The sequence below is a fragment of the Agromyces lapidis genome (assembly GCF_009749405.1).
GTDB classification, from domain to species: Bacteria; Actinomycetota; Actinomycetes; order Actinomycetales; family Microbacteriaceae; genus Agromyces; species Agromyces lapidis.
In genome coordinates this window covers 238,074-262,867 of the sequence record NZ_WBIQ01000007.1, presented here as the reverse complement: position 1 = coordinate 262,867, position 24,794 = coordinate 238,074, and the positions used below count along the sequence as shown (strand labels likewise).

The window sequence follows — 24,794 nt, the reverse complement described above, 5'->3', positions numbered from 1 at the left end:
ACCGCAGTGGTGTCGAGGGCTTCGGGCGTTCGAGAGGTCAGCGCGCGAAGTTGCCGCGGTAGTACTCGTAGACCCAGCCGACGAGGCTGATGAGTCCGATGCCGACCGCGATGAACGAGATCCAGAATCCGACCGCGAGGCCGAGGAACAGGAGCGCGGCTGCGCCGGCGAGCATGATCGGCCACCAGCTCCACGGGCTGAAGAAGCCGAGCTCGGCGTCACCGTCGTCGATGTTGGCGTCGAGGCGGTCTTCGGGCAGTTCGGCGCCCTGGGCCTTGTGCACCCGTCCGAGGTAGAACGCGATGAACCCGGAGAGGATGGCGCTGAGGCTGATCGTGACGGTGCCTGCCCACTCGGGGTGGTTGAGCCCGTGCGAGGCGTTGTCGACCCAGCTCCACGCCACGTAGACGCCGGCCATGATCACGAAGAAGACCGTCAGGATCCAGAACAGGATGACGTTGGCGCGCATTACTTGATCTCCTCCGTGGCGGCGTCGTACGTCGGTGCCTCAGGGGCGTCCTTCGCGGGTCCGATGCCGACCGGGATGCCGGCCTCGGGGTGGTTCAGGTCGAACGCGGGACGCTCCGAGCGGATGCGCGGGATCGACGTGAAGTTGTGCCGCGGCGGCGGGCAGCTGGTCGCCCACTCGAGCGAGCCGCCGTAGCCCCACGGGTCGTTGACCGTGACCTTGGGCGCACGACGAGCCGTGATGTAGACGTTGAGGAAGAACGGGATCATCGAGACGGCGAGGATTCCCGCGCCGATCGTCGACAGCTGGTTCATCCAGGTGATGTTGTCTTCGGGCAGGTACGAGTAGTACCGGCGGGGCATGGCCACGACACCCAGCCAGTGCTGGACGAGGAAGGTCGTGTGGAAGCCGATGAAGAGCAGCCAGAAGTGCCACTTGCCGAGCGTCTCGTTGAGCATCTTGCCGGTCCACTTCGGCCACCAGAAGTAGAAGCCGGCGAACATCGCGAACACGACGGTACCGAACACCACGTAGTGGAAGTGGGCGACGACGAAGTAGGTGTCGGAGACGTGGAAGTCGAGCGGCGGCGACGCCAGGATGACACCGGTGAGACCACCGAAGACGAAGGTGATGAGGAAGCCGAGCGACCAGATCAGCGGCGTCTCGAAGGTGATCGATCCGCGCCACATCGTGCCGACCCAGTTGAAGATCTTCACACCGGTCGGGACCGCGATGAGCATCGTCATGAGGGCGAAGAACGGCAGCAGCACCGAGCCGGTGACGTACATGTGGTGGGCCCACACGGTGACCGACAGGGCCGCGATCGCGATCGTCGCGTAGATCAGCGTCTTGTAACCGAAGATCGGCTTGCGGCTGAAGACCGGGAAGATCTCGGAGACGATGCCGAAGAACGGCAGCGCGATGATGTAGACCTCGGGGTGGCCGAAGAACCAGAACAGGTGCTGCCACAGGATGACGCCGCCGTTCGCGGGGTCGTAGATGTGGGCACCGAACACGCGGTCGGCGGCGGCCGCGAGCATCGCGGCGGCCAGGACCGGGAACGCCATCAGCACGAGGATCGAGGTGACGAGCGTGTTCCACGTGAAGATCGGCATGCGGAACATGGTCATGCCGGGGGCGCGCATCGTGATGATCGTGGTGATGAAGTTCACCGCACCGAGGATGGTGCCGAAGCCCGAGAGACCGAGACCGATCATCCAGAGGTTGCCGCCGACACCCGGCGAGAACGTCGTCGATGCGAGCGGCTGGTATGCGAACCATCCGAACGAGGCGGCACCCTGCGGGGTGAAGAAGCCGGCGACCGCCATGAGCGAACCGAAGTTGAAGAGCCAGTACGCGAAGGCGTTCAGACGCGGGAACGCGACGTCGGGCGCACCGATCTGCAGCGGCATCAGTACGTTCGCGAAGCCCGCGAACAGCGGGGTCGCGAACATCAGCAGCATGATCGTGCCGTGCATGGTGAACAGCTGGTTGTACTGCTCACGGGTCTGGATCAGCTCGAGGCCGGGCTCGAACAGCTGGGCGCGGATGATCAGCGCCATCACGCCGCCGATGCAGAAGTAGATGAACGCGGTGATCAGGTACATGTACCCGATGACCTTGTGGTCGGTGGACGTGATCCACTTCACGAGGATGTTGCCCTTGCGTTCGACCTTCGAGGCGCCGAACGGCAGGCTGCTCGACTGAGGTCGAGCCGGTGCGGTCGTGGTGCTCATTCGGCTTCGTGCTCCTCATTCAGTTCAGGCGCGCCCGTGCCGGGCAGGTTCTGATTGCGGTCGAACTCGCTCGACAGCTGGCCCTCCTGGCCCGCGTCGCGGAGCGACTCGATGTAGTCCTCGTACTCGGCCTCCGAGACGACCTCGACGTTGAAGAGCATGAGCGAGTGGTACTCGCCGCAGAGCTCGGCGCACTTGCCGGCGTAGGTGCCCTCGCGCTCGGGGACGAACGACATGTAGTTCGTCTTGCCCGGGAACATGTCTTTCTTGTAGAGGAAGTCGACGACCCAGAACGAGTGGATGACGTCGCGCGATTCGAGTTCGATCTCGACGTTCTTGCCGACGGGCAGGTACAGGGTCGGCAGCTCGGACTGGACGAGCGAGCCCTTGGGGCCCTCGTCGTCGAGCTGGCCCTGGATGCCGGGCGAGTAGACGTCTTCGTTCACGTAGTTGAAGTCCCACGCCCACTGCTTGGCGATGACCTCGACCTTGACCTCGACCTCGTCTTCGGCGAAGCGCTGCTCGATCGCCTGCTGGTCACGCGCGGTGAACGCGAAGAACCCCAGCACGAGGATGAGCGGGACGATCGTGTAGAAGACCTCGATCGGCATGTTGTAGCGCAGCTGCACCGGAAGGCCGGTCTGGCCCTTGCGGCGGCGGTATGCGATGACCGCCCAGATCGTCAGACCCCACGTGATGACGCCGACGATGAGCAGCACGATCCACGAGGTGACCCACAGGCCCGAGATTCGCTCGGTGTGGTTCGTGACCGGTGCCTCGCCTTCGACGAAGCCGGGGAGGAATCCGTTCAACTGAGCCTGCGTGCACCCGGCGAGTACGAGGCTGAGTGACGCTGCGATCGGGATTGCAGCCCATCGGAGACGGCGATTGTGGCGCACCGGTGACCTTTCGGGAGACTCGAAGGCGCTTCACAGCGAAGCGCATTGATCGTTGTCTAGCCTACTCCGACTCCGCCCCCGAGGTGTGCATCCGAGGGCGGTGTCGGGCGTGCCGCGCGGCGGAAATCGTGTTCGATCTGCAGAAAACACGAAAGGAGGCCGCTTTTCGCGGCCTCCTTTCGGCGGGATGGCGTATGGCTCAGTGGAACGAGTCACCGCACGCGCAGCTGCCCTGCGCGTTGGGGTTGTCGATCGTGAAGCCCTGCTTCTGGATCGAGTCCTCGAAGTCGATCGAGGCTCCGTCGAGGTAGGGCACGCTCATCTTGTCGACGACCACTTCGACGCCCTCGAAGTCGACGACTGCGTCGCCGTCGAGCAGGCGCTCGTCGAAGTACAGCTGGTAGATCAGCCCCGAGCAGCCGCCGGGCTGCACCGCGACGCGCAGACGCAGGTCGTCGCGGCCCTCCTGCGACAGCAGGCTGCGCACCTTGTCGGCGGCGGGGTCGCTCAGCTTCACGCCGTGCGTGGTGTCGGTGATCGTGTCGCTCATGTCTCTCCTCGATGCGTCTGGAAACGCGTGATCCTCATCCAATGGTAACCGCCGGAGCCTGGCCGACGGCAGGGAGCGCTCAGGAATCTCCGTCGCGCGCGTCGAGCCGCGCGAGGAAGAGCGCCTCGGCGAGCAGTGAGCGCTGGAAGACGCCCAGGTGCAGCGACTCGTTCGGGCTGTGCGCCCGCGAATCCGGGTCCTCGACGCCGGTCACGAGGATCTGCGCCGAGGGGAACTCGTCGACGAGCTCGGCGATGAACGGGATCGAACCGCCGACGCCGATCTCGACCGGCGCCGTGCCCCAGGCGTCCTCCATCGCACCGCGGGTCTCGGCGACCGCCCATCCGCTCGTGTCGACGAGGAACGGCTGACCGGTGTCGACGTCCTCGAAGGTGAGCTTCGCGCCGAAAGGCACGTTGCGCTCGAGGTGCGCGCGGATGGCCTCATAGGCCTCGCGGGCGTCCTGGCCGGGCGCGACGCGCGCGCTCACGCGCACGCGCACGCCGGGCACCAGGGTGTTCGAGGCGTTCGCGATGTCGGGCGCGTCGATGCCGGTGATCGTGATGGCCGGCTGCGACCAGATGCGCGAGAGGATCGTGTCGTTGCCGACGGGGGCGACGCCCTCGAGCAGTCCGGTCTCGGCCCGCAGCTGCGCCTCGTCGTAGTCGGGCGTCTCGAGCCCGGCCGAGGTGAGCCCGTCGACCGCCACGGAGCCGTCGGCCGCCCAGAGGGTGTCGAGCAGTCGGATCGCAGCGAACATCGCGTCGGGCACCGCGCCGCCGAACATGCCCGAGTGCGAGGCGTGGGCGAGCGTGTCGATGCGGAGGTTGAACGCGACCGCGCCACGTAGCGCGACGGTGATGGCTGGCGTCTCGAGATCCCAATTGCCCGAGTCGGCGACGATGATCGCGTCGGCCGCGAGGAGGTCGCGATGTGCGTGCAGGAAGTTGCCGAACGACTGCGAGAGGTACTCCTCCTCGCCCTCGATGAAGAGGGCGATGCCCAGGTCGAGGTCGTGGCCGAGCACCGAGGTGAGGGCGCGGATCGCGCCGACGTGCGCCATGATCCCGGCCTTGTCGTCGGCGGCGCCGCGGCCGTAGAGACGGTCGCCGCGGAGCGTCGGTTCGAACGGCGAGGAGTCCCAGTCCTCGTCGCGTCCGGGCGGCTGCACGTCGTGGTGCGCGTAGAGCAGCACCGTCGGGCGGCCGTTGCGGGCCGCGCGGTGGGCGATGACGGCCGGCGAGCCGAGCTGCGGGTCGTCGTCGCCTTCGGCACCGGCGACCGGGGCGCGGCGGACGTCGACGAGGTCGAAGACGTCGAGGCCGCGAACGAGCTCGGCGACGGCCTCGGCGCTCGCCTGGAGGTTGGCGGGATCGAATGCGGGCCAGGACACCGAGGGGATCTTGACGAGGTCGGTCAGGTCGGCGATCGTCGACGGGAATCCGTCGGCGACGGCCGCACGGATCGCCTCGACCTGCGGGTTCGCCGCATCGGCTCCGGCGACAGTGGGGAGAGAGTCGGTCATGCCGGTAATCTTAAGGGGAACCGATTCGAGGACCCCGTGGCAAAGCAACCCAACAGCACCGAGCAGCCGAGCGCCGAGACGCTCGAAGAGACCCAGGCACGACTGAAGAGCGGCGGCAAGGGCGCGCCGACTCCGACGCGTGCCGAACGCGAGGCCGCCAACAAGCGCCCCCTCGTGCCGAACGACCGCAAAGAGGCGGCCAAGCAGGCGCGCGTGAAGGCCGCTGACGCCCGCGAGAAGGCCCGGGTCGGCATGGCCATGGGCGACGAGCGGTATCTGCCCGCCCGCGACCGGGGCCCGCAGAAGAAGTACGTGCGCGACTACGTCGACGCGCGCTTCAGCATCGGCGAGGTGCTCATCCCCGTCATGTTCGCGGTCATCGTGCTGACGTTCATCCCGAGCGCCGAGGTGCAGGCCATCGGCATCATGTCGCTCTGGGCGTTCTTCCTCGTCGCGGTGATCGACGTGATCATCCTCGGCCAGGTGCTGACCCGCAAGCTCGCGGCGAAGTTCGGCGCCGACAAGGTCGAGAAGGTGCGCTGGTACGCGGCGATGCGCGCGCTCCAGCTGCGCGCCCTGCGTCTGCCGAAGCCGCAGGTCAAGCGTCGTCAGTACCCCGCCTGATCGATTCGAGCACCGAGGATGCTACGGGGCCGGCCGGCCACGTGGCATCCTCGCGTTTCGGCGACGTCAGGAGCGCTCGTACGCACCCCGGCGGATGAGCGGGACCCGCATCTCCTCGTCGCTCAGCGAACCGTGCTGGCCGATCATGGACTCGGCCTGCCGGTCGGCGGCCCGCCGGTCGTAGTAGGCGATGCCCGATCGCGCCGCGACGAGGAGCTCGCCGATGCGGGACTCCACCTCGGGAGCCACCTCGCCGAAGAGCCCTGCGGCGATCGCCTCCTCGCGGGTCATCACCCACGAACGGTCCGACTCGGCTGCGCGCCAGTGCTCGACGAGTCGCGCACGCGATGCGGCATCGAGGCTCTCCTCGAAGTAGAGCTGGAGCAACCGGGGCTCGCCGCCGACATGGCGGACGCCGTCGACGAGCTCGGGCTTCGCGTCGATGAAGACGTGCCGGTGGGCGGGCACGTCGACCACGCCGTGGTCGGCCGTGACGAGCAGGCCGGTGCCCCGTGGCATCCGTCGTTCGAACGCCGCCACCTCGGCGTCGAGCTGCTCGAGCAGCCCCAACCAGCGGGCCGACTCCCAGCCGTCGGCGTGCGCCGCCCGATCGAGTTCGGGGATGTACAGGTAGACGAGGGCCGGCACTCCCCCGTCGAGCACGCCGAGTGCGGCCTCGAAGCGATCGGCCATGCTCTGGCCGGCCACGTAGCGCGCTCCGCGCAGCACGGCGCGGGTGAAGCCGGATTCGGCGTATCGCGGCGCACCGATCGCGACCGCGTCGACGCCCTCGGCCGCGGCGGACTCGAAGATCGTCGGGCGCAGCTGCCAGGTCTCGGGACGCATGCCGGAGTCCCAGCCGTTGAGCTGGTTGACGAGTCGATCGTGCTCGCGATCGAGCGTGCGGTAGCCGACGAGACCGTGGGCGCCGGGCATCGTGCCGGTCGTGAGGCTCGCGAGGGCGGCAGCCGTCGTCGACGGGAAGACGGTGTGGATGACATCGCGCTTCGACATGCTGCCGGCGAGATGGCGGGCGTGGCCGGCGCGCTGCCGCAGATTCGCCGCGCCGAGCCCGTCGACGAGCACGACGACCGCGCTGCGCGCCGGCGCGAGTCCGAGCGGGTTCGGCGCCCCGGTGAGGCTCGCGAGCGAACTGCCGAGCACCGCGGTGAGGCGCGGGGCGGTGTCGGCGGGCACCGGTAGCATGGCAGACATCGCGCCCAGTCTGGCACAGGCAGGGCGCGCCCCCGTTCCCCCGCGTGCCCGGCACGCACGGACCAGAAACCACGGATGACCCGAGCCACATCGCAGCCCGCCGACGAACCGATCGTCGAGCGCATCGAAGACGTCGACGTCGCCACCGAGATGCAGGGCTCGTTCCTCGAGTACGCCTACTCGGTGATCTACTCGCGAGCCCTCCCCGACGCCCGTGACGGCCTGAAGCCCGTGCAGCGGCGCATCCTCTACCAGATGAGCGAGATGGGCCTCCGGCCCGACAAGGGCCACGTGAAGTCCGCCCGCGTCGTCGGCGAGGTCATGGGCAAGCTCCACCCGCACGGCGACACCGCCATCTACGACGCGCTCGTGCGCATGGCGCAGGCGTTCACCCTGCGCGTGCCGCTCATCGACGGCCACGGCAACTTCGGTTCGCTCGACGACGGCCCCGCCGCCCCCCGCTACACCGAGGCGCGACTCGCCTCGACGGCGCTCGCGATGACCGAGGGTCTCGACGAGGATGTCGTCGACTTCGTGCCGAACTACGACAACCAGCTCACCCAGCCCGAGGTGCTGCCTGCTGCGTACCCGAACCTGCTCGTGAACGGCGCGGCCGGCATCGCCGTCGGCATGGCGACGAACATGGCGCCGCACAACCTCATCGAGGTCGTCGGCGCCGCCCGCCATCTCATCGCCAACCCCGATGCCACGCTCGACGAGCTCATGGAGTTCGTGCCCGGCCCCGACCTGCCCACGGGCGGCACGATCGTCGGCCTCGCCGGCGTGAAAGACGCCTATGCCACCGGTCGCGGCAGCTTCAAGACGCGCGCGAAGGTCTCGGTCGAGCAGATCACGGCGCGCAAGACCGGCCTCGTGGTCACCGAGCTGCCCTACCTCGTCGGCCCCGAGAAGGTCATCGAGAAGATCAAGGACGGCGTCAACGCCAAGAAGATCAACGGCATCTCCGACGTCACCGACCTCACCGACCGCACCAACGGCCTGCGGCTCGTCATCGGCATCAAGACCGGCTTCAGCCCCGACGCGGTGCTCGAGCAGCTCTACCGGCTGACCCCGCTCGAAGACTCGTTCAACATCAACAACGTCGCCCTCGTCGACGGCGGCCCGCAGACGCTCGGGCTGCGCGAACTCCTGCAGGTGTACGTCGGCCACCGCATCTCGGTCGTCACGCGCCGCTCCGAGTACCGTCTCGCACGACGTCGCGAACGGCTGCACCTCGTCGACGGCCTGCTCATCGCGATCCTCGACATCGACGAGGTCATCCAGCTCATCCGCGGCTCCGACGACACGGCGGCCGCCCGCAGCCGGCTGATGGAGGTCTTCGACCTCAGCCAAGTGCAGGCCGAGTACATCCTCGAGCTGCAGCTGCGCCGCCTCACGAAGTTCTCGCGCATCGAGCTCGAGACCGAGCGCGACAAGCTGCGCGCCGAGATCGCCGAGCTCGAGGCGCTGCTTGCGAGCCGCCACCGCATCGAGGCCCTCGTCTCCGACGAGCTCGCCGAGACGGCCGAGCGCTACGGCACCCCGCGCCGCACCCTGCTCACCGATGCGCGTCCGTCGATCGCTGGCGCTGCGGCCAAGCGGGCCGCCGCGGCAGCGCTCGAGGTGGCGGATGTCCCCTGCCGGGTCTTCCTCTCGGTGACGGGCCGCATCGCGCGCGTCGATCTGCCCGAGGGCGCGGAGGGCGCGCCGACCATCACGGTGCCCGCCCGTCGCAGCAAGCACGACGCGATCGCGTCGACGCTCGACACGACGAGCCGGGCCGAGATCGGCGCGGTGACGAGTCGCGGGCGGCTCATCCGATTCACGCCCGTCGACCTTCCGATGCTTCCGCCCACCTCGGTGCAGCTCGGCGCCGGGGTGAAGGTCGCCGACTACCTCGCGCTGCCCAACCGCGATGAGCGAGTGCTCGCGATCGTGTCGCTCGACGCCGACCGGTCGATCGCCATCGGCACGAAGCAGGGCGTCGTGAAGCGCGTCGCGACGGGCGGCTACCCGAACAAGCCCGAGTTCGAGGTCATCGGCCTCAAGGCCGGTGACGAGGTCGTCGGCGCCGTGCAGGGCGACGAGAGCGACGAGCTCGTGTTCGTCGCCTCCGATGCGCAACTGCTGCGCTTCTCCGCGTCGTCGGTACGTCCGCAGGGCTGCCCCGCGGGCGGCATGGCGGGCATCAACCTCGGTTCGGGCGCGCACGTGATCCACTTCACGAGCATCTCCGCCGACGAGACCGCCGACTCCGTCGTCGTGACCGTGGCCGCATCGACCGATACCCTGCTCGGCACCGACCCGGGCAGTGCGAAGGTGAGCGACTTCGCCGAGTTCCCGGCCAAGGGCCGCGCGACCGGCGGCGTGCGGGCGCAGCGCTTCTTGAAGGGCGAGGACGCACTGCACCTCGCCTGGGTCGGGCCCTCCCCCGCGCTCGCCGTCGGCCCCGACGGCAGCACGCGCGAGCTGCCCGACTCGGGTGCGAAGCGCGACGGCTCGGGCCAGCCGCTCGAGTCGGTCGTCGCGGCGGTCGGGCGCCGAGTCGGCTGACGGCCTCAGAGACGCAGAAAGGAGGCGGGCACCCGATCGGGTGCCCGCCTCCTTCGTGCTGATCCCCTTCGATCACGCAACATGCGTCGAGCCCGCGCCACTTCACGTGGCGCGGGTGCGCATGTGGCGCGAGGCGTGAGCAACGTGCGACCACAGCGCGGCGCGCGCGGCGGCGCGCGGTGCGGCTCAGGCGTCGATGCGGTCGCGCTCGAGCGCGTCGGAGCTCTCGATGATGAACTCCTTGCGGGGGGCGACGTCGTTGCCCATGAGCAGTTCGAAGACCCGCCCGGCGTTCTCGGCGTCGCCGATACCGACCCGGCGGAGCGTGCGGTGCCGGCGGTCCATGGTGGTCGTCGCGAGCTGGTCGGCGTCCATCTCACCGAGGCCCTTGTATCGCTGGATCGGATCCTGGTAGCGCTTCTTCTGCTTGTCGAGCCCCGCCAGCACGCCCTTCAGCTCGGCCTCGGAGTACGTGTAGATCGTCTCGTTCGGCTTCGAGCCCGGGTTCATCACGACGACGCGATGCAGCGGTGGCACGGCCGCGAACACGCGCCCCTCTTCGATCATCGGGCGCATGTAGCGGAAGAAGAGGGTGAGCAGCAGCGTTCGGATATGGGCGCCGTCGACGTCGGCGTCGGCCATCAGGATCACCTTGCCGTAGCGTGCCTGCGCGAGATCGAAGCTGCGCCCGGAGCCCGCACCGATGACCTGGATGATCGAGGCGCATTCGGCGTTGCCGAGCATGTCGGCGACGCTCGCCTTCTGCACGTTGAGGATCTTGCCCCGGATCGGCAGCAGCGCCTGGTGCTCGCTGTCGCGGGCCAGCTTCGCCGTGCCGAGGGCCGAGTCGCCTTCGACGATGAAGAGCTCGCTGTGCGCCACGTCGTTCGAGCGGCAGTCGACGAGCTTCGCCGGCAGCGACGAGCTCTCGAGGGCGTTCTTGCGGCGCTGGGTCTCTTTGTGAGCCCGCGCGGAGATGCGCGACTTCATCTCGGCGACGACCTTGTCGAGCAGCAGCGCGGACTGCGCCTTGTCGTCGCGCTTCGTCGAGGCGAACCGGGCGCCCAGCTCCTTCGCGAGCACGCTCGAGACGATGTTGCGCACGGCGGGGGTGCCGAGCACCTCTTTCGTCTGGCCCTCGAACTGCGGTTCGGGCAGTCGGACGGTGATGACGGCGGTGAGGCCGGCGAGCACGTCGTCCTTGTCGAGCTTGTCGTTGCCCGCCTTGAGGCGCCGTGCGTTCTGCTCGACCTGCTGGCGCAGGAACTTCAGGAGGCCCTGGTCGAACCCGGCCTGGTGCGTGCCGCCCTTCGGCGTCGAGATGATGTTGACGAAGGAGCGCACGACCGTGTCGTAGCCGGTGCCCCAGCGCAGGGCGATGTCGACGTCGCAGGTGCGGGTGAGCTCGGTGGGCACCATCGCACCGCCCTCGCTCAGCACAGGCACCGTCTCGGTGAAGTTGCCGGCCCCGCTCAGGCGCCAGATGTCGGTGATGCCCGAGTCGGGGGCGAGGTGGTCGACGAACTCGGAGATGCCGCCCTCGAACTGGAACGAGGTGGTGTGCGGGGTCTCGCCGCGCTCGTCGGTCACGTCGATCGCGAGACCCGGAACGAGGAACGCGGTCTGCCGAGCGCGCCCGAGCAGTTCATCGGTCTGGAACTCGGCGCCCTTCGTGAAGATCTGCCGGTCGGCCCAGTAGCGGATGCGAGTGCCGGTGACGCCCTTCTTGACCTTGCCGACGACGCGGAGCTCGCTGCGCTCCTCGAAGGGGGTGAACGGCGCATCGGGCGAGGGGGCGCCGGTGTCGGCGAAGATGCCCGGCTCGCCGCGATGGAACGACATCGCCCACGTCTTGCCGTCGCGGTCGACCTCGACGTCGAGCCGCTCGGAGAGCGCATTCACGACCGACGCGCCGACACCGTGCAGGCCGCCGGAGGCTGCGTACGAGCCAGAACCGAACTTGCCGCCGGCGTGCAGCTTCGTGAACACGACCTCGACGCCGGAGAGGCCGGTCTTCGGCTCGACGTCGACGGGGATGCCGCGCGCGCGGTCGCGCACCTCGACGCTGCCGTCGTGATGGAGGAGCACGCCGATCTCGGAGCCGTGGCCCGCGAGCGCCTCGTCGACCGAGTTGTCGATGATCTCCCAGACGCAGTGCATGAGGCCGCGCGAGTCGGTCGAGCCGATGTACATGCCGGGTCGCTTGCGCACCGCCTCGAGCCCTTCGAGGACGGAGAGATGGCGGGCGGAATAGTCGGAGCTCACGTCGAACAAGCCTAGTGAGCGTCACCGACACCGTCGTGCAGGCGCTACGCGCTGAGCGAAATGCCCGGCGACATGGAAGGCAGCCGCTCCCCCGCATGTTTTCATTGATGAACGGACATTCATGAGCACGGAGGAGGAGCCATGACCCAGTACACCGAGACCACCGGTGCGGTCGATGAACTCGAGACCCCCTACGAGCTCACCGCGCTCGACCGCTGCGACGCCTGCGGCGCGCAGGCGTACATCCGCGTCGTCGTCGCGAGCGGCGAACTCCTCTTCTGCGCCCACCACGGTCGCAAGCACCAGGAGAAGCTCTCGCAGATCGCCCACAGCTGGCACGACGAGTCGAGCCGCCTGCTCGCCGACGACAAGCGCTGAGCGCCACCGATCGCACGAGAAACGCCCCGGGTCATCCCCGGGGCGTTTCTGATTGACGGGCTCGCGAAGACCCATCGAGCGGTCAGGCGGTGGACGCCTCGATGCCGGCCGCTCGCAACTGCGCGGCACGCGCCGCCGCTGCATAGCCGTCGACCTCGCCCGCGCGCTCGCCCGGGGCGTAGGCGAGTCCTGCCCGCTCGGCCATGATGCCGAGCAGGTGATCGGCGAATGCGGGGTTCTTCGCGAGCACCGGCCCGTGCAGGTGGGTTCCGAAGACGGCGCCCATCACGACGCCCTCCTGGCCCGAGTCGCGGCCGTTGCCCTCGCCCGAGCGCACACGGCCGAGCGGCGAGCCCTCTGCGCCGACATAGTCGCGCGCGTGGTTCTCGAATCCGACGACGGCTCCGAACAGCGGCGACTTCACGACGAGGTCGCCCGTGACCCGGCCGTCGCGGGGCACCGCGCGCCCGGGCAGGATGCCGAGGCCCTCGATGCTCCGCCCGCCGGCGGTCTCGATGCCCCAGCTGAGCAGTTCCCAACCGGTGCCGACGGCGAGGACGGGCACGCCTTCGGTGCCCCAGCGTCGCAGCTCGTCGTGCAGGCCGAGCAGCGCTTCGCGGCTCGTCTCGAGCGAGGCGTCGCTGCCCGAACCGAGCACGACCGCGTCGACCCGCTCGGGCAGCGCCGCGCGGTCGTCGACCGCCACGACCTCGGCCTCGAGGCCCGCCCATCGCGCTCGCCGCGCGAGCACTGCGGCGTTCTGCGCGTCGCCGTTGGTGTTCTGCAGCGTCGGCAGCAGCGACACGATGGTGAGGGTCATTCCGTTCCCGTCAGTCCGAGGTGGGCGCGAGTGCGGCGCATCGAGTCGGCCGAGAAGACGATCGTCTTCACGCCGCGCTCGGGTGCGGGCGCAGCGAGGAAGTCGTCGAGGGCCACCCCGAGCTCGGGCTCGACCCGGTCGATCTCGACGCCGTCGTAGGCGAGCATGAGCGCAGCCTCGGCGGACTTCGACCCGCTGACGATCTTCACGCGCCCGAGCGAGGCCGCGTCGGCCGGCCAGAAGTACGAGGGGTCCCGCACGTCCGAGCCGATCGCGAAGAGGATGTCGCTCGTTCCGGGCTCGATGCTGTCGACGTTGAGCTGATAGCTCGCCGGGTTCTGCACGAGCACGAACTCGACCTCCTGGCCGCGCACCGTGACGCGCTCGCCGCGCCCGAAGACCGCCGGGATGGCGCTGAGGGCCATCGCGGCCGTCTCGCGCGAGAAACGTTCGCCGAGCACGGCGCGCGCGGTCTCGTAGGCGCACGCCGCGTCGACCGCGTAGTGGATGCCTCGGGCCGGAATCCCTGCCCGCACCTCGGAGCCGCGGTCGTCGAGCACGACCTCTCGCCCCTCGACAGCGTCGATGACGAGCCCGCCGCCTGCAGCGAGTCGCCGCCCGGCGGTCTCGGTATAGCCGAGCCCGCGAGGGGCGGAGTCGAGCACGGCCTGCGAGACGCCGAAGCGGTGGACGGCGACATCCGATCGCAGCTTCGCCGCCAGACGCTCGAGGTAGGCGTCATCGGCGTTCACGATGACCGCCTCGCCCGCACGTGCCGCGATGCGGCCGAGCATGCCTGCGACCATCTCGGAGTCGTGGAATCGGTCGATCTGGTCGACCATCACGTTCGTGAGCGCGACGACGCGAGCGTCGACGCCCTGCATGACGAGGGCGCCATGGCCTTCGTCCATCTCGAGCACGGCGACATCGCCGGGTACTCGGCCTCGCCAGTCGGCCTGCTCGAGGAGGGCGGAGGTCAGCCCCTGGCTGATGTTCGCCGTCGACGGGTTCGTGAAGACGTCGACGCCGTGCTCGCGGAGGATCGCGACCAGCATCTTCGTCGTCGTCGACTTGCCCGCTGACCCCGAGACCACCACGAGCCCCTGCGGAAAGCCCGAGAGGGTGCGCTTCAGGTAGTTCGGAGCGATGCGGTTGACGACGAGCCCTGGGACGGCCGAACCGCCGCCCGGCTTGCGCAGCCGGGCGGCGAATCGGGTGAGTCGGCCGACGAGGATCGCCGGCGCGTAGCGCACCGGCGGCCTACTCGAGGTAGTCGCGCAGCGACTGCGACCGCGACGGGTGGCGGAGCTTCGCCATCGTCTTCGACTCGATCTGGCGGATGCGCTCGCGCGTCACGCCGAAGGTGTCGCCGATCTGGTCGAGGGTCTTCGGCATGCCGTCGCCGAGGCCGAATCGCATGCGGATCACGCCCGCCTCACGCTCGGAGAGCGAGTCGAGCAGCGACTCGAGCTGCTTCTGCAGCATCGTGAAGCCGACGGCATCGGCCGGAACGACGGCCTCGGTGTCCTCGATGAGGTCGCCGAACTCGCTGTCGCCGTCTTCACCGAGGGGCGTGTGCAGCGAGATGGGCTCGCGTCCGTACTTCTGCACCTCGATGACCTTCTCGGGGGTCATGTCGAGTTCGCGGCTGAGCTCTTCGGGCGTGGGTTCGCGGCCCAGGTCCTGCAGCATCTGCCGCTGCACGCGCGCGAGCTTGTTGATGACCTCGACCATGTGAACCGGGATGCGGATGGTGCGGGCCTGGTCGGCCATGGCGCGGGTGATCGCCTGACGGATCCACCAGGTGGCGTAGGTCGAGAACTTGAAGCCCTTGGTGTAGTCGAACTTCTCGACCGCACGGATGAGGCCCAGGTTGCCCTCCTGGATGAGGTCGAGGAACTGCATGCCGCGCCCGGTGTAGCGCTTGGCGAGCGAGACCACGAGGCGCAGGTTGGCGCCGAGCAGGTGGCTCTTCGCACGCTGGCCGTCTTTCGCGACCCACTGCAGCTCACGACCGAGCTGCGAGCGCTTCTCCGCGTCGGTCATCGCCGACAGCTTCTCTTCCGCGAACAGGCCGGCCTCGATGCGCATGGCGAGCTCGACCTCTTCGGCCGCGTTCAGGAGCGCGACCTTGCCGATCTGCTTCAGGTAGTCCTTGACGGGGTCGGCCGTCGCGCCCGTGATCGCGGACGAGTAGACGGGCACCTCGTCTTCGTCGTCGGCTGCGCGCAGCACGAGCGCGCCCGTCGGGTGCGGGTCGACCGCGATGGGCTTCGCGTCGTCATCGCCCTCGTCGGTGCCGTCGACCTCGACCTCGTCGAGCTCTGCGGGCTCGACGTCGTCCTCGTCGTCGTCGGACGCCTTGCCCTTCGCCTTGGTGCGGGGCTTCGCGGCGGTCTTCGCCGTCGCGGTGCGCGGGGTCTTGGACGCGGTCGTCGTCTTCGCCGCAGCCTTGGCTGCGGGCGCCTTCGCGGGCGCCTTGCTCGCGGCCGACTTCGCGGCGGTCTGGCGCTTCGCGGCGGGCGCCTCAGCCTCGCCGGCCGCCTTCGCCTTCGTCGTTGCCATACGTATGAACCTCTCCTACCGTCGGCCGGCGTGTGCCCTCGTGGAGGGCGCGGCTCGAGCTGTCGGTCCGATCGTTTTCGGACACTATGAGGACCCATGTCAAGTCCGCGTGGTGGCGCGACCTCGGTCGTGCCCGCGGACCCGAACGGGTCCTGCCTTAATTATACAGCCCCGCAGCCGCGCGCACGCACATGCGGCACCCCGGCGTTCACCACTGGTCAACGCCCGGCGGCACCCGGGAATTCCTTCGGATCAGCGCACGTCAGCCCGAACGCGGCGGTTCGTCGTCGCGCGAACGCCGGAAGGCGAGGAACTTCTCGAGCTCGGCGGCGATCTCGTCGGCGCTCGGCAGCTCGCCGTCCTCGTCGGTGAGCGGCGACCGCAGCGTCGTGCCCTCCATGTAGGCGTCGTGCCGCTCCTCCAGCGTGCCGACGAGCTTCGCGAGCTCGCCGTTCTCGCCGACCTGCTCGTCGATGCGTCCGAGGAACTCACGGCCCTGCTCGCGCAGTGCGTCGGTCGGGAAGATGCGACCCGTCGCCGCGCTGATCGCCTCGAGTGCGGCAACCGCCGCCGACGGATACTCGGCGTCGGCGAGGTAGTGCGGGATCAGGAGCACGAATCCCGTCGTCGGATGGCCGAGTTCCACCAGGCGGTACTCGATCAGGTGCAGCGCGTTCGACGGCACCTGGGTCGTCGGCCGCCACACCGACATCGTCTCGATGAGCTCCTCGCGGTTTCCGCTCACGGTGACGCGGATGGGCCTGGTGTGCGGCACCGGCATGGGGATCGAGTTCACCCAGGTCGTCGACGAGACCTGGAACTCGTCGACGAGCAGCAGCACCGCGGCGCTGAACTGCTCCCACCGGAAGTCGGGCTCGAAGCCGGTGAGCAGCAGGAACGGACGACCGAGTTCGTCGCGAGCGAGTTCGAGCGCCAGCCGGGGCGGTGTGTAGTCGCTCAGGTGGTCGCCCTCGAAGAGGATGATCGGGCGGCGGGCGCGGTAGTCGAGGAGCTCGTCGATGTCGAAGGTCGCGACGACGGTCGTGTCGAGGGTCTCCCGCAGGTACTCGGTCGTCTGCGCGACCGCGCCGCCCGCATCGGCGGAACCGGTCAGGCCGGCGACGAGCGGCAGGCCCGGCGGCACCGACACGTCGGCGTTCAACTCGAAGAGGGAGCGGGGATCGCGCATGATTCCAGCCTAGTGACGCTCTTCGCGGGCCCTCCCGAACGCGGCCTCGGACCTTCATGCCCAGAGCGAACACGTACCATCGGGAGTCATGACCGTTCCCACGCTCTCCGTCACCTCCTCCCCCGCATCCGCCGCCGACGCCGACGTCGTGCTGCTCGTCGCAACGAAGGGTGCCGACGGAGCCGAACTGATCGCCGCCGAAGGATTCGAGTGGGTCGCCCCCCAGCTCGTCGCTCTCGGCGCGACCGGGGCGAGCGAGGAACTCACGCGGATCCCCGGCCACGAGGGCGGCGCCCGCGTGATCGCGGTCGTCGGCGTCGGCGAGCAGGCGGATGCCGCGAGCCTCCGCCGCGCCGCGGGCTCCGCCGTCCGCCGCCTGACCGCCACCGAGTCGGTCGCGATCGCCGCGACCGTCGACGACGCGGGCGAGGCAGCGGCCCTCCTCGAGGGCGCGGCCCTCGGCGCCTACGCCTACAACGAGTACCGCAGCGAATCGAAGCCCCCGGTCGCCCGAATCGAGCTGCACAGCGGGTTCGCCGCCGAGGAGATCGGCCTCGGACGCGTCCGATCGGTCGTCGCCGCCGTGGCGCGCACGAAGGACCTGGTGAACGCCTCCCCCTCCGAGCTCTACCCCGAGACCTTCGCCGCGCTCGCCGTCGAGGCCGCGACCGCGGTCGGCGTGACGAGCAGGGTCTGGGACGAGGCCGAGCTCGAGGCCGACGGGTTCGGCGGCATCGCCGGCGTCGGGCAGGGCTCGAGCCGAGGTCCTCGGCTCGTGCGCCTCGAATGGGCTCCCGCTGAGGCATCCACCCATGTCGCCTTCATCGGCAAGGGCATCACCTTCGACTCGGGCGGCCTCTCGCTGAAGCCGATGGCTTCGATGGTCGGCATGAAGACCGACATGGCGGGCGCTGCGGCCGTGCTCTCCGCGATCGTCGCGATCGCCGAGCTCGGGCTGCCGATCCGGGTCACCGGCTGGCTGTGCCTCGCCGAGAACATGCCGTCGGGCACCGCGATCCGGCCGAACGACGTACTGCGCATCCGCGGCGGCAAGACCGTCGAGGTCGTCAACACCGACGCGGAGGGACGCCTCGTGCTCGCCGATGCGCTCGTCGCCGCGAGCGAGGAGCAGCCCGACGCCATCATCGACGTCGCGACGCTGACCGGCGCCCAGGTCGTCGCGCTCGGCCACCGCATCACCGGCCTCATGGGCGACGACGAGCTCGTCGCGCGCGTGCGCGCCGTCGCCGACGCGGTCGACGAGACCACCTGGCCGATGCCGCTGCCCGCCGACCTGCTGCCCCTGCTCAAGTCCGACGTCGCCGATCTCATGAACACGAAGCTCGGCATGACCGTGCCCGGCATGCTCCTCGCGGGCGTGTTCCTGCAGCAGTTCGTCGGCAAGAAGGACGGCTCCGAGGAGCGGATCCCGTGGGCGCACCTCGACATCGCGGGGCCCGGCCACAACGGCGGCGCCGGGTGGGGATTCACCGGAACGGGCGCGACCGGAGCGGCGGTCCGCACGCTCGTCGCACTGGGCGAGGAGCTCTCCGCCAAGTAGTAAGGTCGTATGGGCGAGAACGTCGCCAATACGCCCTGCCGCGGCGACACGCCGGCGGCAGTCCGTGACGCAGATCAGATGCGCAAGGGAGATTGCGGTTGTCCGAGCAGAACTTTGACATGGTCGTCCTCGGCGGAGGCAGCGCGGGTTATGCCGCTGCGATTCGCGCCGTCGAACTCGGGCTCACCGCGGTGGTGATCGAGAAGGACAAGCTCGGCGGCACCTGTCTCCACCGCGGCTGCATCCCGACGAAGGCGCTGCTGCACGCGGCCGAGGTCGCCGAAGTGTCGAAGGACGCCGCCAAGTACGGCGTGAAGACCGCCTTCGAGGGCATGGACATCAACGGTGTCTCCGCGTACCGCGAGGGCATCGTCGCCAGCAAGTGGAAGGGCCTGCAGGGCCTGCTCAAGGCCCGGGGCATCCCCGTGGTCGAGGGCGAGGGGCGCCTCGTCGCGCCGAGCACGGTGCAGGTCGGCGACGACCGCTACGTCGGCAAGAACGTCGTGCTCGCCACCGGGTCGTACTCGCGCTCGCTGCCCGGCCTCGAGATCGGCGGCCGCGTCATCACGAGCGAGCAGGCGCTCGAGCTCGACTTCGTCCCCAAGAAGGTCGCCGTGCTCGGCGGCGGCGTCATCGGCGTCGAGTTCGCGAGCGTCTGGCGCTCCTTCGGGGCCGAGGTGACCATCATCGAGGCACTCCCCCACCTCGTGCCCAACGAGGAGGAGTCGATCTCGAAGCAGCTCGAGCGCGCCTTCCGCAAGCGCGGCATCGAGTTCTCGCTGGGCGTTCGGTTCCAGGGCGTCACGCAGGACGAGCAGGGTGTCGTCATCACCCTCGAGAACGGCCAGAGCTACGACGCCGAGCTGCTGCTCGTCGCCGTCGGCCGCGGCCCCTCGACCCAGGGCCTGGGCTTCGAAGAGGCCGGCATCACGATGGATCGCGGCTTCGTGCTGACGAACGAGCGCCTCGCGACGAACGTCCCCGGCGTCTACGCCGTCGGCGACATCGTGCCCGGCCTCCAGCTCGCGCACCGCAGCTACCAGCAGGGCATCTTCGTCGCCGAAGAGATCGCGGGCCTGAACCCGATCGTCGTCGAAGACGTGAACGTCCCGAAGATCACCTACTGCGAGCCCGAGATCGCCTCGGTCGGCTACACCGAGGCGAAGGCCGCCGAGAAGTTCGGCGCCGAGCAGATCAGCTCGTACGACTACAACCTCGCGGGCAACGGCAAGTCGAGCATCCTCGGCACCGGCGGCTCGGTGAAGGTCGTCCGCGTGAACGACGGCCCCATCGTCGGCGTCCACATGATCGGCGGGCGCGTCGGCGAGCTCATCGCCGAGGCCCAGCTGGCGGTGAACTGGGAGGCGTACCCCGAGGACATCGCCCCGTTCATCCACGCGCACCCGACGCAGGCCGAGGCCTTCGGCGAGGCCGTGCTGAAGCTCGCCGGCAAGCCGCTGCACGCCATCTGAGCCCCGCTGCCCGCCCAACGACTGCAATAAGCTAGAAAGCGTTCCCACGCTGTGAAGGAGACAAGCGCATGAGCGAATCCGTCAGCCTCCCGGCACTCGGTGAGAGTGTCACTGAAGGCACGGTCACCCGCTGGCTGAAGAATGTCGGCGACCGTGTCGAGGTCGACGAGCCGCTGCTCGAGGTCTCGACCGACAAGGTCGACACCGAGATCCCGTCGCCCGTCGCGGGTGTCATCGAGGCGATCCTCGTCCAGGAGGACGAGACCGTCGAGGTGGGCACCGCGCTCGTGACGATCGGCGACGGCTCCGGTGCCGCGGCACCCGAGGCCGCCGCCCCCGAGGCAGCTGCACCCGCGCCCGCTGAGGCTCCCGCCGCCGAGCCGGTCGCCGCACCGCCTGCAGCCGAGCCCGTCGCTCCGGCGGCACCGGTCGCAGCTCCCGAGCCCGTCGCGCCTCCGGCCGCTCCCGAGCCCGTTGCTCCGGTCGCAGCTCCCGAGCCCGTCGCGGCACCGGCACCGGCACCGGCACCGGCACCGGCCGCACCCGAGCCTGCCCCGGCTTCGGCTGCGCCGGCCGCCCCCGCTGCGGCTCCCGCACCCGCGGCGGCTCCGGCGCCCACTGCCGGCGCCCACGCCGGCCCCTCGGGCTACGTCACCCCGATCGTGCGCAAGCTCGCGAACGAGCAGGGCGTCGACCTCGCCAGCGTGACCGGCACCGGTGTCGGCGGCCGCATCCGCAAGCAGGACGTGATCTCGGCGCAGGCGGCACCCGCTGCCGCCGCCGCAGCGCCGGCCGTGCGCACGCCGCTCGAGACCTCGCCGCTGCGCGGCACCACCGTGCCGATGACGCGTCTGCGCAAGGTCGTCGCCGAGCGCGCGGTCGTCTCGATGACGTCGACGGCGCAGCTCACCACCGTCGTCGAGGTCGACGTGACCCGCGTCGCGCGATTCCGCGACCGCGTCAAGGGCGACTTCCTCGCGAAGACCGGCAACAAGCTCTCGTTCCTGCCGTTCTTCGCCCTCGCTGCGGCCGAGGCGCTGCGCGCCTACCCGATCATCAACTCGACGGTCGACGGCGACAGCATCGTCTACCCGGCGCAGGAGAACATGAGCATCGCGGTCGACACGGAGCGCGGCCTGCTCACGCCGGTCATCCGCAACGCGGGTGAGCTCGACATCGCCGGCCTCGCCGCGCAGATCGCCGATCTCGCCGACCGCACGCGCAACAACCAGCTGAAGCCCGATGAGCTCGCGGGTGGCACGTTCACCCTGACGAACACCGGCTCCCGTGGCGCACTGTTCGACACGCCCGTCGTGTTCCTGCCGCAGTCGGCGATCCTCGGCACCGGCATCGTCGTCAAGCGTCCGGTCGTCGTGAGCCAGGACGGCGCCGACGCGATCGCCGTGCGCTCGATGGTCTACCTCGCCCTGTCGTACGACCACCGCATCATCGACGGCGCCGACGCCGCCCGCTTCCTCACCGCGGTCAAGGACCGTCTCGAAGAGGGTGCGTTCGACGCCGACCTCGGCATCTAGTCGAAGAGTTCTCGAAGACGCCAACCGGCCTCGCTCCTCATCACGAGGAGCGAGGCCGGTTCGCGTTCGGGGTCGGCGTACGGCACTGTCACGAGCACGGCGTCGCCCATCTCCGCGGTGACGGCGATCTCGTCGAGGGCGTAAACGGTCGGCTCGACCGTCACGCCCTCGCGCGCCCCCGAGAGCTTCGCGAGATCGGCTCGCTCGATGGCCGAACCCGCTTGATCGACCTGCTCGAGGCACGCCGCGTCGAGGGCCCCGAAGCAGTCCTCGCGGAGCGCGAGCAGCGCCGCAGCGGCCTCGATCGGATCCTCGACCGGCCCGCCCTCGGCCTCGACGGTCGCGCCGGCTGCCGAGTCGTCGTGGGCCGCAGCACGATCGTCGCCCTCGGCGGTGGTCTCACTTTCGGCGGCGCCCTCCGCCGCACCGCCGGGAGCGGCGGCGGCGCCCCCCGGCCCCGCGCCACCCTCGGCGTCGCCGGCAACGTGCTCATCGGCCGGCGGCACGAGCGTCAGCAGCAGCACGAGCGCGGCGCCGCCCACCAGGCCCGCGACGAGCACGGCACGACGACGTGCGAGGAGGCCCCGCCCCAGGCGAGACGTGAACGACCGGACCGGATCGACATCGGCGAGCTCCGCGCCGTGCTCGAACGCGTCGGCCGGCACCTGCGCGAGTGCCGCCAGGGTTCCGAGCAGCCCGCGACGCCTCGACGGCACGGTAACCGCCCCTGCCTTCGCGTCGTCGGCCCGGCCGTGCGGCTCGGGCGCACCCGACAGACCCACCGCGCCGGGTGTCGCCGGAGCCACGAGGCGCGCGGGGGCGGCCCCGAGCTGAGCGGTCGCGCGAATCCCGCGCACCGGCGCGGCGACGGCCGACTCGAACAACGTCCGCTCCAGCAGCGCCTCGCTGCGGACGAACGGACGAGCCGAGGCCGCGTCGCTGATCGCGGCGACCGCCCGGTCGAGACTCCCGAGGGGCCGCGTCGCCTCGGCCACCGCCGCGACGAGATCGGACAGCGCCGAATGACCGGCACGGAGGAGTTCGGTGCGTTCGATCGCGCTCGAGACCTCGTCGAGCCGGCGGATCGCGCCGAGTCCGATGAGCCTCGGGCGGCCGGCTCCGTCGATGAGCACGTCGTTCGGCGCGAGCCGAGTGTGCACGAAGCCGGCCTCGGCCAGCCCCGCGACGGCGACCGCGATGGGGGCGAGCACCGTGACGGCCTCCCCCGGATCGAGCGTCCGCTCCGTCAGCAACCTCGCGAGCGTCGGTCCGGCGATCCGCTCGACCGCGAGCACGCAGCGCCCGTCATCGAGCGCCGTGACGTCGATGAGCGCAGGCAGCGTGCCCGTGGCATCCGCCGTCATCGCCGAGATCTCGGCGGCGACTCGCGCGTCGTCGCCACCCGCTTCGTAGATGCGCAGGGCGACCACCGGTCGCGGCGATGCGGCCTGCGCCGGGTGCAGGCTGCTCGCGAGGAAGACCGCGGCACGATCGCCCGAGGCCAGGCGCCGCAGCAGCCGATAGCCCGAGATCACCGCGCGGTCGTCGCCCGTGGACGACTCAGGAGCGGGCCCCGGAGCCGGAACCGTGTGGGTTGCAGTGGCCGCGTCCCGTCGGCGGCGCGAGTGACGTCTCATCCCCGAACTCTCCCCGACCGCGCCCGCTCGCATCACCTCCGACGAGCGAATCGGGTGGACGACGTCTCACCGAACCGTTGGGGAGGACGAGTCGCCTAGACTGGCCGAATGCTCGACATCGTCGTCACGGGGCTAAGCGCCAACTCCGTGCCGTACATCGAGGGTCTCGACCTTCAGCGCGCCGTCCATCGCGCGGTCGTCGCGGGCGAAAGCCCCGACACCGTCCTCCTCCTGGAGCACCCCTCCGTCTACACCGCCGGGAAGCGCACCGCTCCCGATGAGCGACCCGATGACGGCACGCCCGTCATCGACGTCGATCGAGGCGGCAAGATCACCTGGCACGGACCGGGTCAGCTCGTGGGGTATCCGATCATCCACCTCAGCGAACCGGTCGACGTGGTCGGCTACGTCCGCCGGCTCGAGAGCGTCCTCATCGACGTGCTGCAGGGCGTCGGCATCGACGGCCGTCGCGTCGACGGACGTTCGGGCGTCTGGGTCGGCCGCGAAGGCGGTGAGAACAAGATCGCGGCCATCGGCATCCGCGTCGCCGACGGCGTCACGATGCACGGGTTCGCACTCAACTGCTCGAACTCGCTCGAGCCGTACGAGAAGATCGTCGCGTGCGGCATCCGCGACGCGGGCATCACGACGATCAGCCGCGAGCTCGGCCGCACGGTCACGCCGGCCGACCTCGTCGACGACGTGAGCGCGCGCCTCCGCCTCGAGTTCGAGGAGGCGTTGGCCGCGTGAGCACCGTCCCCGAGGGGCGCAGGCTCCTGCGCCTCGAAGTCCGCAATGCCCAGACGCCCATCGAACGCAAGCCCGAGTGGATCAAGACCCGCGCGAAGATGGGACCCGAGTACCGCGCACTGCAGTCGCTCGTGAAGAGCGAGGAGCTGCACACGGTCTGCCAGGAGGCCGGCTGCCCCAACATCTACGAGTGCTGGGAGGATCGCGAAGCGACCTTCCTCATCGGCGGTTCGCAGTGCACGAGGCGCTGCGACTTCTGCCAGATCGACACCGGCAAGCCGGCCGACTTCGACGCCGACGAGCCGCGTCGCGTCGGCGAATCGGTCGTTCGCATGCAGCTGCGGTACTCGACGGTGACGGGCGTCGCCCGCGACGACCTGCCCGACGGCGGCGCCTGGCTCTACGCCGAGACGATCCGCGAGATCCACCGGCAGTCGCCCGGCACCGGGGTCGAGATCCTCGTGCCCGACTTCAACGGTGTGCCCGAGCTCCTCGCCGAGGTGTTCTCCGCACGGCCCGAGGTCTTCGCGCACAACGTCGAGACCGTGCCGCGCATCTTCAAGCGCATCCGTCCGGCGTTCCGCTACGAGCGATCGCTCGACGTGATCACGCAAGGCCGCGATGCTGGCCTCATCACGAAGTCGAACCTCATCCTCGGCATGGGCGAGGAGCGCGAGGAGATCTCGCAGGCCCTTCGCGACCTCCACGACGCGGGCACCGACATCATCACGGTGACCCAGTACCTGCGTCCGAGTCCGCGGCACCTGCCGGTGGCACGCTGGGTGCGACCCGAGGAGTTCCTCGAGATCAAAGCCGAGGCCGAGGAGATCGGCTTCCTCGGCGTGCTCTCCGGCCCCCTGGTGCGATCGTCGTACCGGGCGGGCCGGCTCTGGGCGCAGTCGATGCGGGCGAAGGGCCGCGAGCTCCCCGTCGAGCTCGCCCACCTCGCCGACGCGTCGCTCGGGTTCGCACAGGCCGTCGGCTGATCCCGACCCGCGCCGCCCACTCCACCTGCTCGGATCGCGATGTCCCACGCGGTCCGAGCAGGCCC

At 69.8% G+C, this 24,794-nt stretch carries 20 protein-coding genes; 8 read left to right on the top strand and 12 right to left on the bottom strand.

Going from position 1 to position 24,794, the window contains the following annotated elements:
- Positions 1-37: 37 nt before the first annotated feature.
- The 5 genes from GQQ93_RS12150 to GQQ93_RS12130 form a co-directional block, all read right to left on the bottom strand.
- Entirely contained in the window at positions 38-469 is a 432-nt protein-coding gene (locus GQQ93_RS12150; RefSeq protein WP_157424490.1) for a cytochrome c oxidase subunit 4, read from the bottom strand.
- Entirely contained in the window at positions 469-2,205 is a 1,737-nt protein-coding gene (gene ctaD / locus GQQ93_RS12145) for an aa3-type cytochrome oxidase subunit I (RefSeq protein ID WP_157424489.1), read from the bottom strand. The genes GQQ93_RS12150 and ctaD overlap by 1 nt, the downstream gene beginning before the upstream one ends.
- Positions 2,202-3,104 carry an aa3-type cytochrome oxidase subunit II gene (ctaC, locus tag GQQ93_RS12140; RefSeq protein WP_157424488.1) on the bottom strand — a complete coding sequence of 301 codons (903 nt, stop codon included), beginning with the start codon at positions 3,102-3,104 and terminating at the stop codon, positions 2,202-2,204. The genes ctaD and ctaC overlap by 4 nt, the downstream gene beginning before the upstream one ends.
- A 199-nt stretch (positions 3,105-3,303) precedes the next feature.
- Complete coding sequence (erpA, locus tag GQQ93_RS12135) at positions 3,304-3,654, bottom strand: iron-sulfur cluster insertion protein ErpA (protein WP_157424487.1); 351 nt, start codon at positions 3,652-3,654, stop codon at positions 3,304-3,306.
- A 79-nt stretch (positions 3,655-3,733) separates the two neighbouring features.
- The gene (locus tag GQQ93_RS12130; RefSeq protein ID WP_157424486.1) at positions 3,734-5,179 is read right to left on the bottom strand and encodes a dipeptidase; all 1,446 of its coding nucleotides are present in this window, start codon (positions 5,177-5,179) and stop codon (positions 3,734-3,736) included.
- Between the two features lie 36 nt (positions 5,180-5,215).
- Between GQQ93_RS12130 and GQQ93_RS12125 the strand changes: the two genes are divergently transcribed.
- Positions 5,216-5,803, top strand: coding sequence for a DUF3043 domain-containing protein (locus GQQ93_RS12125; RefSeq protein WP_157424485.1), 588 nt, complete (start codon positions 5,216-5,218; stop codon positions 5,801-5,803).
- A gap of 66 nt (positions 5,804-5,869) precedes the next feature.
- On the opposite strand, the gene GQQ93_RS12120 is transcribed toward GQQ93_RS12125, so the two are convergent.
- Positions 5,870-7,018, bottom strand: coding sequence for an alkaline phosphatase family protein (locus tag GQQ93_RS12120; protein ID WP_157424484.1), 1,149 nt, complete (start codon positions 7,016-7,018; stop codon positions 5,870-5,872).
- A 75-nt stretch (positions 7,019-7,093) separates the two neighbouring features.
- Between GQQ93_RS12120 and GQQ93_RS12115 the strand changes: the two genes are divergently transcribed.
- Entirely contained in the window at positions 7,094-9,571 is a 2,478-nt protein-coding gene (locus tag GQQ93_RS12115) for a DNA gyrase/topoisomerase IV subunit A (protein ID WP_157424483.1), read from the top strand.
- A gap of 186 nt (positions 9,572-9,757) precedes the next feature.
- Here GQQ93_RS12115 and GQQ93_RS12110 read toward each other — a convergent pair whose 3' ends face one another.
- The gene (locus GQQ93_RS12110; protein ID WP_157424482.1) at positions 9,758-11,836 is read right to left on the bottom strand and encodes a DNA gyrase/topoisomerase IV subunit B; all 2,079 of its coding nucleotides are present in this window, start codon (positions 11,834-11,836) and stop codon (positions 9,758-9,760) included.
- A 141-nt stretch (positions 11,837-11,977) separates the two neighbouring features.
- Between GQQ93_RS12110 and GQQ93_RS12105 the strand changes: the two genes are divergently transcribed.
- A complete protein-coding gene (locus GQQ93_RS12105) occupies positions 11,978-12,214 on the top strand; it encodes a DUF7455 domain-containing protein (RefSeq protein WP_022887733.1) in 237 nt (78 codons plus the stop codon).
- An 82-nt stretch (positions 12,215-12,296) separates the two neighbouring features.
- Here the strand turns inward: GQQ93_RS12105 and GQQ93_RS12100 are convergent, their stop codons facing one another.
- The 4 genes from GQQ93_RS12100 to GQQ93_RS12085 all read right to left on the bottom strand — a co-directional run bounded on the left by GQQ93_RS12100 (position 12,297) and on the right by GQQ93_RS12085 (position 16,788).
- Positions 12,297-13,034, bottom strand: coding sequence for a type 1 glutamine amidotransferase (locus tag GQQ93_RS12100; RefSeq protein WP_157424481.1), 738 nt, complete (start codon positions 13,032-13,034; stop codon positions 12,297-12,299).
- Complete coding sequence (locus GQQ93_RS12095; RefSeq protein WP_157424480.1) at positions 13,031-14,287, bottom strand: Mur ligase family protein; 1,257 nt, start codon at positions 14,285-14,287, stop codon at positions 13,031-13,033. Before GQQ93_RS12095 ends, GQQ93_RS12100 begins: the two co-directional genes overlap by 4 nt.
- A gap of 7 nt (positions 14,288-14,294) precedes the next feature.
- Entirely contained in the window at positions 14,295-15,599 is a 1,305-nt protein-coding gene (locus GQQ93_RS12090; RefSeq protein ID WP_157424479.1) for an RNA polymerase sigma factor, read from the bottom strand.
- Between the two features lie 262 nt (positions 15,600-15,861).
- Positions 15,862-16,788 carry a proteasome assembly chaperone family protein gene (locus tag GQQ93_RS12085; protein WP_157424478.1) on the bottom strand — a complete coding sequence of 309 codons (927 nt, stop codon included), beginning with the start codon at positions 16,786-16,788 and terminating at the stop codon, positions 15,862-15,864.
- 88 nt (positions 16,789-16,876) lie between these two features.
- Between GQQ93_RS12085 and GQQ93_RS12080 the strand changes: the two genes are divergently transcribed.
- The 3 genes from GQQ93_RS12080 (at position 16,877) to sucB (ending at position 21,356) form a co-directional block, all read left to right on the top strand.
- Positions 16,877-18,349: a leucyl aminopeptidase gene (locus GQQ93_RS12080; protein WP_157424477.1), complete on the top strand. Its 1,473-nt coding sequence runs from the start codon at positions 16,877-16,879 to the stop codon at positions 18,347-18,349.
- A 98-nt stretch (positions 18,350-18,447) separates the two neighbouring features.
- The gene (gene lpdA, locus GQQ93_RS12075) at positions 18,448-19,821 is read left to right on the top strand and encodes a dihydrolipoyl dehydrogenase (protein WP_157424476.1); all 1,374 of its coding nucleotides are present in this window, start codon (positions 18,448-18,450) and stop codon (positions 19,819-19,821) included.
- Between the two features lie 68 nt (positions 19,822-19,889).
- Entirely contained in the window at positions 19,890-21,356 is a 1,467-nt protein-coding gene (gene sucB, locus GQQ93_RS12070; protein ID WP_157424475.1) for a 2-oxoglutarate dehydrogenase, E2 component, dihydrolipoamide succinyltransferase, read from the top strand.
- Here sucB and GQQ93_RS12065 read toward each other — a convergent pair.
- Entirely contained in the window at positions 21,353-22,993 is a 1,641-nt protein-coding gene (locus tag GQQ93_RS12065) for a serine/threonine-protein kinase (protein WP_157424474.1), read from the bottom strand. The genes sucB and GQQ93_RS12065 overlap by 4 nt on opposite strands.
- Positions 22,994-23,101: 108 nt before the next feature.
- On the opposite strand from GQQ93_RS12065, the gene lipB reads away from it, so the two are divergent.
- Positions 23,102-23,743, top strand: a complete 642-nt coding sequence (lipB, locus tag GQQ93_RS12060; protein WP_157424473.1) for a lipoyl(octanoyl) transferase LipB — start codon at positions 23,102-23,104, stop codon at positions 23,741-23,743.
- Positions 23,740-24,729 (top strand): lipoyl synthase, encoded by a 990-nt coding sequence (gene lipA, locus GQQ93_RS12055; RefSeq protein ID WP_157424472.1) that lies wholly within the window; start codon positions 23,740-23,742, stop codon positions 24,727-24,729. Before lipB ends, lipA begins: the two co-directional genes overlap by 4 nt.
- Positions 24,730-24,794 lie beyond the last annotated feature (65 nt).